Source organism: Trichloromonas sp., assembly GCF_034006665.1.
Taxonomy (GTDB): Bacteria; Desulfobacterota; Desulfuromonadia; order Desulfuromonadales; family Trichloromonadaceae; genus Trichloromonas.
Map to the genome: position 1 here is coordinate 1 of NZ_JAVESI010000079.1, position 7223 is coordinate 7223.

Genomic DNA, 7223 nt, shown 5'->3' on the forward strand with positions numbered 1-7223 from the left:
GTGCACACGAGTATTGAGTATAGTCGAGATTGGTGGAGATGACTTCTGATATTGCGGTGTCAGGAGCCGCCTGCACAACGGGAGCAACACCCAGTCAGGTGGTGCAGCTGTCTTCTGAAAACGACAGCGAGGGCAACTACTTTTCGGGGAGTGCCAAAATCTCTACTTATGGCACTCTGAATTCTTGAAGAAAATGGAGAAAATAGCTTATTCGCACAGTGTCACGAAAGGCCATGACATCGTCCATGGCACTTGTCTTCACAGCCTTGCGGCAAGGCTTATTCATAGGAAAAATCACGAAAACGGGGATGAAACTACAGATTTTCCTCCACAGCCTCGAGATCGAGGCTTATTCATTCGTACCACGGCGTCCGCCCGCCCAACTGCCTATTGCCCTCTTCACAGCCTCGGAGCGAGGCTTATTCGTACAGATTCCCCAGTCTTCTTGCAACCCGGGGAAATCGTCTTCACAGCCCTGCGATAGGGCTTATCCGCACTCCTTCCCTCCTTGTCTTTCCTCTATATTCTCACGCAACTCTGATGAGTCAATAGGTTTTTTTGTTAGAATTGTTAGTGCGTATTCCGGCCGAATCAGGCCACGATTCCGACGGGAAAGCGTCCACCGTTCCGGCGGGAATCCGGCCGGCATTCCGATTCGATTCCGTCCACCATTCCGGAGCCATCCGGCCAGTGTGATGTGAGAGTGTAGTCGCGGGGTAACTCCACGGGTATCCTGCCGTCCTTGATTCCATCCGAGGAGGGCGTGATGCCGAGAGAAAGAGTTGCCATGCGAAAAATAAGTGAGATCCTGGGACTGGTCTGGGGCTGCAACCAGAGCCAGCGCGATGCGGCCAAAGCCTGCGGTGTCGGCAAGAGCAACGTGAACGATACGATAGCCCGGGCCATCACCGCCGGCCTTTCGTGGCCGATAGCCTTGGCGGGGCCTCCCCCTGGGCCTCGATGACGGCTAGGCGTTTTCCAGGTCGGCATAGTAGTGGCCAGATTCCGGCGGCCCTTGTAGGCCGGCCCGGATATGCTTCTTGAATTGAGCCAGACATGAAGCTCCCGACTGTGCCGGGAGCTTCGTATTAAAGGTCGGAGTTAGGCGTGCTTAGGCTTTTTTGCGTTCAAGGCACGGATGATAGGCCGGGAGGTCACGGCCGCATTCGGGGCATTTCGCGAGAAATTTCCACTGGCTGATCGTCATTTCTGCCGCGCCGGAGCACTCCAGGCAACACCCTGCCACGATCTGGCTTCCCTCCGCGTAGTCCTGATTGCCCATGTCGATGGCGAAGCCACGAGTGCACATTTTTTCAAGAAACCCGGCGCCGATTGCTTCCCGCCGGCACTCCCGACAGGACCGGACCCCGTTTTTCCATGCGTTCCACGTCCGATTGACGCGGTGTCCGCTCGTGCAGAGCATCGGCAGCAACTGGTGGGCATTGCGGTACTCGATATCTTCCTCATCCAGCGACCAGCCCTCTTTCATCAGTTCGTGGCGGATATGATCGAGGTCGTGACGGCTGCAACCGGCGCATTCGGGACACCAATGCCCTTTGAGGATAACGTGGGGATAAGGCGTCCAGCTATGGCCGTGTTCGCAGGTGACTTGCAGGGGCCGGGAGATGCCGAGGTAGTTCTCGGTGGCAAATGTTCCGCCTTTTTCCCTGACAATCTCCACAAGCATCTGATACGTCTCGTCCTGGCTCCGGTCGTAGATTTTCCGAGGATCAATCTCTACCGTCATCGGGTCGTGGGGCGGCACAAATCCGTGGACTGCCAGCTGCTCCGCGATGTAGCCCCGGGTTTCCAAAGCCCCAACATCGGTCACCGAGTGGGGAATAACGAGCAGGGTGATGCCCGCCTCGCGGCAGAGTTCGTGCTTTTTAAGATCGCGTTCCTGCTGCATTTGGAAATCCGCTGTCGATTTATGGAACATCGGGCTCTGTTCGTAGTGCTGGATGCCGTTCGCTTCGAAAGCCAAAGCCAGCTCAGCATTGAAGCCATCCAACTCCAGCCCTTTCAAAAAAGGCGGATACTGTCGGGGAAACGGGGTGTCGAATGATGCTTCCAAGATAGCCCGCACCAGATTTTCGCTCCGGCTGGTGTTGCAGGTCGGGCACCAGGTCCCAATACCACCGACGCTGCCGAGAGTCGCCTCCCAGGTGTGCCCCATGGCGCATTCCCACCGGAGGGGGTCGGTCGTGGAGATCAGAGGCTCCGTGGTCAGGCACTTTCCGCCGCGTTCGGCAGCGATTTGTTGAGCCTTTGCGAGGTTCTGGTTGACCGTCAAAACGGTCTTCCGGGCTTTTTCCAGCCGGCATTGCGCGCAGCTCTCCGGGCGCCGGATCACGTCGTGAGCCGTCTTGGTTGCCTCCCGTCCGCAGCCCGGGCAGTTCATCCAGACCAGCGACTCTTTGCTCGTAACCTCGCCGCCGAGGTAGAGGCCACCGTTGGCGGCGATCACGTCCTTGATCCGCTCGGTGGTGTAGCGGCGATAACTGCCGCAGACGCCGCAGAGGTTTTGGCGGCGGATCAGATTGCCGGCGCGGACCGAGTGCTCTTCCGCCCGGCAGCTATGGCAGCGGATGGACAGGAGGGCCTGATCGGTGGCGGCGGCCGGAACGTAGGTCAGCAGTTCCTGACCGCCCTGTTGCAGAAATTGCGACCATTCGGCTTCGTTTTGCGGGATTCTCATGCATGACTCCTTTCGGTTGAGGAAAGTGGAACAAAGTTGCTTGACGTGATTCCACGCTAACATTGGCCGAAAGGAAATCAATAGATAAAATTGCACAAAAAAGAACTTTTTTTTGCTATAAGAAATCTGTTGTCGTACTGCGACAATAAACCTCAACGGGAGTTCTTTTATGGAAATAAATGTTGCCGAACGAATCCGGCTGTTCCGTGTCCGAACAGGACTTTCACAGAAGGAGTTCGCGGAGCAGGTCGGGCTGGCGCCGGCGGCCATGAACCGGCTGGAGAAAGGGAACCGGCACCCGGATGTGGAATTTCTCGTCGCCGTGCGCAAGCTCTTCGGGGCCGATCTCAATGAACTGATTGCCGGCGAGCCGGACGGCCCGACGAAACATGCGCTTCCGCTGTTGGGGGACGATCAGTTGCAAGAGCCGGGTGGAGACGCCGCGCCCAGGGGCTGGGTCGGGTTTCCCGAGGTGGAGGGGATGAGCTTTGCCTACCGGATGCGGGACGAGAGCATGTTTCCCGTCATCCATTCCGGGGATGTGCTGCTGGTCCGGGACGAACCGGCCAGGCTGGGGGACCGGCTTCTGTGTCGCGACGAGACGGGGAGAATCCGGGTGCGGCAGCTGGCCCGTCGTACCGCGACCGGAGATGCCCTGCTTGCGGAAAACCCCGCCTATCCCGAAACGCCCCTGACCGGGGAGATCCAAGTGCTGGGCAAGGTCGAGGCGGTCCTGCGCAAACTTCCCGTATAGTGTCCGCCAGAGGAAAAGGAGAGAGGAGATGGACCTGACGACCGCCCGGGCAATCCGGGCCGGCATCGATGCAACCACGCTGGAAGGCCTGCGTAGGGATCTCTACCGCAAGGCGCTGGACTACGCCCATATCCGCGCGACCTGGGCCTTGCTCTCGACCGAGGAACGGCTCGAAAAAGACCGGGGCCGCACCCTCGCCCACAACGCCTTCATCGACGCCTGCAACATCCTCAGCCGCAACATGGCCAAGGCCGGGGAGAACAACGCCTGGCGCGCCCTGCTGACCGACGAGCGCAAGACCATCGGCGACTTCGCCTGCTGGCTGCACGCCCTGGTCGCCATCGAGATGCGCTGAGGGTGGGAACGGCGTGCCCCATCCTGGATTGGACCAACTTTTGCCGATTCCGCCCTGCGCACGGTAACGACAAGAAGGAGATTATATGATGGACAAACGGAACGGGAGTCGGACACGGACGTCAATGCCCGGTCAGGGCACGGAAAACCACCAAGGCACCATGCTACGGCAGGTGATCGTCGACCTGGGAGAACTCCCGGATGACGCGTCTTATTCGCAGATTAAAGCCATCCTCGACCAAGTGGCGCTTCGAGCCGTGCCGGAGGCTCTGCGGCGCCGCACGCTGGAGGTTTTCGGTGACGAAGACAAAGCCGGGGAGTGGTTGACGACGAAAATTGCGGTCCTGGGCGGACAGGCGCCGATGGACACCCTGATGCGGGCGGAAGGAGAAGAAGAGGTATTCAAGGTTCTTGGCCGCATTGAGCATGGGGTGGTTTCGTGACGAAGGGAAAACCTCGAGTTGGATTAATGCCTTGTCACGCGATGGGCGATCGGGGTAAGGTAAACTCTCATGATATGGCATTGACTGATTGGCGAGGGTGGAGATGACTCACAACCTAAGACCTCAGCACGCATAAAGGCCGTCCGGGATTTTGTACTCCCTGGGCGGCCTTGCTGTGTTTGGAGCTCCATATTCCTGGCAAGGTTGCCAAAGACAGCAATCCTCAGCTGCTATGATAGCTTGACGCTGAATTGAAATTGTTTTTATGGAGGAAGCCCATGCTGTTCGGTCGTTACCAGTTCACCTGCCGTTTTACCGAAGACGCCCTGTTGCCTCCTTACAAGGGGTCAACCTTTCGCGGGGCTTTTGGTGGGGCCCCTGAAAAAGGTCGTTTGCGCGGTGCGGGAAAAGGACTGCTCCCGCTGTCTGCTCGCCGCCCGGTGTGTCTACGCCCGGGTCTTCGAAAATGCCACTCCCGCGTCCGGCGATCGCTCCCGTCAGGTCGCTCCGCCCCATCCCTATGTGATCGAACCTCCCGCCACTACCCAAACCCGCTACGCCGCCGGCGATCTTTTTGAGTTCACGCTGCTGCTCTTCGGTGAGTTCACCGACTATCTCCCCTATTTCGTTTACGCCTTCGAGGCCATGGGCGAGCAGGGTCTGGGCGGACGGAGAGGGCAGGGGATGGGGCGCTATGCGCTGGATAGTATCTGCTGTGAGGGACAATCCCTTTACGACCCCTCCCGGCGGCAACTCACACCCCACCTGCCCCGGATGCTGGAGCTGGGTTCGGCAACCCCGGCCCAGGGAGAGCTGCACCTGCGTCTGCTCACCCCACTTCGGCTCAAGTTCGATAATCAGCTCAGCGCCGATCTCCCCTTCCATCTGCTGACGCGGGCCGCCCTGCGCCGGGTGAGCAGTCTCTTCGCCGCCTTCGGTGGCGGCGAGCCGGAACTTGACTACCGGGGTCTGGTCGCCCGCGCCCAAGAGGTGGAAATCCGCCAGTCCCGTCTACGTTGGCATGACTGGAAACGTTATTCCTCCCGGCAGGAGCAGACCATGCTCATGGGTGGGATGAACGGTGAAATCCTCTACTGGGGAGCCGTCGGCGAATACCTGCCCCTGCTGGATCTTGTCCATGAGCTGCACTTGGGCAAGCAAAGCGCCTTTGGTCTGGGGCGAATCGATTTCACGTTTTCTCCGGATCCAGTCGCATGAAAACCATCCTCCTCGCCCTGTGTGGTCTGACTCCCCAGGTCATCACCGAAACCCTGTACGCACTGCATCAGCAGGGGAGGACCGTTGATGCCATCCGGGTACTGACCACTCGCGCCGGCAAGGATGCCTGCCTGGCGCACCTCTTTCGTTCGGGAGATGGTCATTATTATCAGTATCTCGACGATCAGGGCCTGTCCCGTGAGGCCATCGACTTCGCTCCGCGCCATCTACTTGCCGTCACCGACGAGCACGGGGCCGAACTCGACGACATCGGCGGCGAGGAAGCCAGCGAGGCTTTTCTGCGCCTGTGCATGGAAACCGCTTTCGAGCTGACCGCCGATCCGCACACCCAGGTGTTCTATTCCATCGCCGGAGGTCGCAAGACCATGGGGGCCTCGTTGACTCTGGCCGCCCAGTGTTATAGCCGTCCCCAGGATCGCATCTACCACGTACTGGTCGAACCCGCCGAATTCGAAAACAGTCGCGAATTCTATTTTCCGCCCAAACAGCCGCGCACCGTCTCCGTGCTTACCCGCGACCGCCGCCCTTGTCACATGAACACCGACCAGGCCGAGATAACCCTGGTGCCCATGCCCTTCTTTTCTCTTCGTCAGCAGCTGACGCCGACCATGCTCCGCCAACCCGAAAGCCCTGCGGCTCTGATGCTCTCGTTGGTGCGCGAGGACAAGCCGCGACTGGTCATCGATCTGCCACAGAAGAAAGTCATCTGGAAAGGGGTGGAGTGCGATGTCCCGCCGTCGTTGCTGGCCTATTACGCGCTGCTCGCGCTGCACAAACAGGAAGCGGCCTGCGCCCGAAACCGCTGCGGCGAATGTGACGAGTGTTACCTGAGTACCGAGCAGATTCTGCAAAAGCAGGAGGAAATGACCCGGCTCTACCAGCGGTTGACCAGCCGCGAAGCGGTCGTCAGCGGGGCCACCGGCTTGGATGAGGAGTACGTGAAGCAGTACCGTTCCAAACTCAACCGGCTGATCCGCAGCACCTTCGGGGATTACGAAGCCCGCCTGCTGCAAGTCGGCGCTACCGCCGAACGCCCCGGAGTCCGCTACGGTATCGGCATGGAGAAAAAGGCGATCCGGGTGGTGATGTAAGGGGACGGCAAGGTTGCCGAAGTAAGTTTTGTCTAGATTGACAGTTTAAGATGGAGTTCAGCTTTTTACCTGGAGGTGGAACGATGGAGAAACGCGAGCTTTTAATTTTGGTGCTGGCGGCCCTGCTGCACGATGTTGGGAAGTTTGCCCAACGGGCAGGAGCGGGAAAAAGCCAGGAAATGGAGGGAGAATATTGCCCCAATAACAATGGGCGGTCGACCCATCTGCATGTGCTCTACAGCGATTACTTCATAGAAAAAAACCTGCCATTACCCAGAGAGTTGGATAACGATACCGTTCGTTCCCGTTTGGCCCGGCTGGCATCGTCCCATCATAAACCCCTGGGCGGAGATTTGTTCGAGCAGGCCTTATGCGTGGCCGATCGCCTTTCGGCGGGGACCGATCGCAAAGCCGGAGAAGGGGGGGAGGGTGACTATCGTAGTGCCCGGCTGTTGTCCGTTTTCGAGCAGTTGGATCTCAACGGAGCCCGGCCACTGGAAGAGTTACAAAAAGGAAAGGCGGTGTAAATGATTTTGTGTAAATGGTTTGGTTTTCGGTTATCAGTAAGCCGGCATCCTGTCTTCGAACAGGATGGAAAACCGGTTGAGGGCCGCCTTCCAGTCCCGGATCGGCATGGTCCATTT

At 58.8% G+C, this 7223-nt stretch carries 8 protein-coding genes; 7 read left to right on the forward strand and 1 reads right to left on the reverse strand.

The features are described 5' to 3' along the window. Positions 1-766 precede the first annotated feature (766 nt). Positions 767-964, forward strand: coding sequence for a hypothetical protein (locus RBR25_RS17215; protein WP_432820773.1), 198 nt, complete (start codon positions 767-769; stop codon positions 962-964). Between the two features lie 147 nt (positions 965-1111). Here the strand turns inward: RBR25_RS17215 and RBR25_RS17220 are convergent, their stop codons facing one another. Further along, positions 1112-2698 (reverse strand): hypothetical protein, encoded by a 1587-nt coding sequence (locus RBR25_RS17220; protein WP_432820774.1) that lies wholly within the window; start codon positions 2696-2698, stop codon positions 1112-1114. Between the two features lie 169 nt (positions 2699-2867). On the opposite strand from RBR25_RS17220, the gene RBR25_RS17225 reads away from it, so the two are divergent. The 6 genes from RBR25_RS17225 to RBR25_RS17250 all read left to right on the forward strand — a co-directional run bounded on the left by RBR25_RS17225 (position 2868) and on the right by RBR25_RS17250 (position 7106). Further along, positions 2868-3452, forward strand: coding sequence for a S24 family peptidase (locus tag RBR25_RS17225; RefSeq protein WP_432820775.1), 585 nt, complete (start codon positions 2868-2870; stop codon positions 3450-3452). 28 nt (positions 3453-3480) lie between these two features. Continuing rightward, entirely contained in the window at positions 3481-3807 is a 327-nt protein-coding gene (locus RBR25_RS17230; RefSeq protein ID WP_432820776.1) for a hypothetical protein, read from the forward strand. A gap of 85 nt (positions 3808-3892) precedes the next feature. Next, entirely contained in the window at positions 3893-4249 is a 357-nt protein-coding gene (locus tag RBR25_RS17235; protein WP_432820777.1) for an antitoxin Xre/MbcA/ParS toxin-binding domain-containing protein, read from the forward strand. A 369-nt stretch (positions 4250-4618) separates the two neighbouring features. Then, the gene (cas6, locus tag RBR25_RS17240; RefSeq protein WP_432820778.1) at positions 4619-5467 is read left to right on the forward strand and encodes a CRISPR system precrRNA processing endoribonuclease RAMP protein Cas6; all 849 of its coding nucleotides are present in this window, start codon (positions 4619-4621) and stop codon (positions 5465-5467) included. After that, complete coding sequence (gene csm6, locus RBR25_RS17245; protein ID WP_432820779.1) at positions 5464-6579, forward strand: CRISPR-associated ring nuclease Csm6; 1116 nt, start codon at positions 5464-5466, stop codon at positions 6577-6579. Before cas6 ends, csm6 begins: the two co-directional genes overlap by 4 nt. Before the next feature lie 83 nt (positions 6580-6662). After that, on the forward strand, positions 6663-7106 hold the full coding sequence (locus RBR25_RS17250) for an HD domain-containing protein (RefSeq protein WP_432820780.1): 444 nt from the start codon (positions 6663-6665) through the stop codon (positions 7104-7106). Positions 7107-7223 lie beyond the last annotated feature (117 nt).